Below are 666 nucleotides of genomic sequence, written 5' to 3' on the forward strand. Positions count from 1 at the left end.
AGTAAGTGCCACTCCTTTAAGAACCCTTCTTTTGGTTTCTCCGTGCAGGCCTCCGGCCGCTCTGTGTCCTCTGTGGTGGGTTCGTTTTTGGGGTTTTGATCTTTAGGATTAAGCCCTCTTAACCACAGAGGGCACGGAGCGCTTCGCTGCAAAGAGGAATAATATTTCCCTGTAAAATGGGTGCAATTCAGCTTAAGTAAGTGCCATTCGGGTCAGAGTAAAAAAAGCTATTTTTACTCTGATCCCACGATTAGGCGCTTAAGTCCTGCAATCAGTGCCTGGCATTCTTCAGGTGTACCAATACTAATCCGAAGATAATCTTTAATGCGTGGCTGTTTGAAGTGGCGAATGATAATCGATTGTTCACGCAAACCAGCAGCGAGAGCTTCAGCTTCAATATCTAGGTGCTTGGCGAGCACAAAGTTTGCCGCAGAAGGCATGACTTCAAAACCCAAGTTCTCGAGCTCTAGTGTTAGCCAATCACGCGTTTCAATGGTCTTATCGCAGCAGGCTTGAAAATAAGCTTTATCTTTAATCGCTTCCGATGCGCCTTTGATTGCAAAGCGGTCAAGCGGATAGGAGTTGAAGCTGTTCTTCACTCGCTCAAGGCCATCGATCAAGTCTTTATGCCCAATGGCAAAACCGACACGTAAGCCCGCCAAAGAA

At 46.7% G+C, this 666-nt stretch carries 1 protein-coding gene; it reads right to left on the reverse strand.

Features of this window, described 5'->3' with window-relative positions:
• Window positions 1–233 precede the first annotated feature (233 nt).
• On the reverse strand, window positions 234–666 hold a 433-nt coding region (locus A3729_RS05860; RefSeq protein ID WP_156497715.1), incomplete at its 5' end, for an aminotransferase class I/II-fold pyridoxal phosphate-dependent enzyme.

It is taken from the genome of Oleiphilus sp. HI0043 (assembly GCF_001634935.1).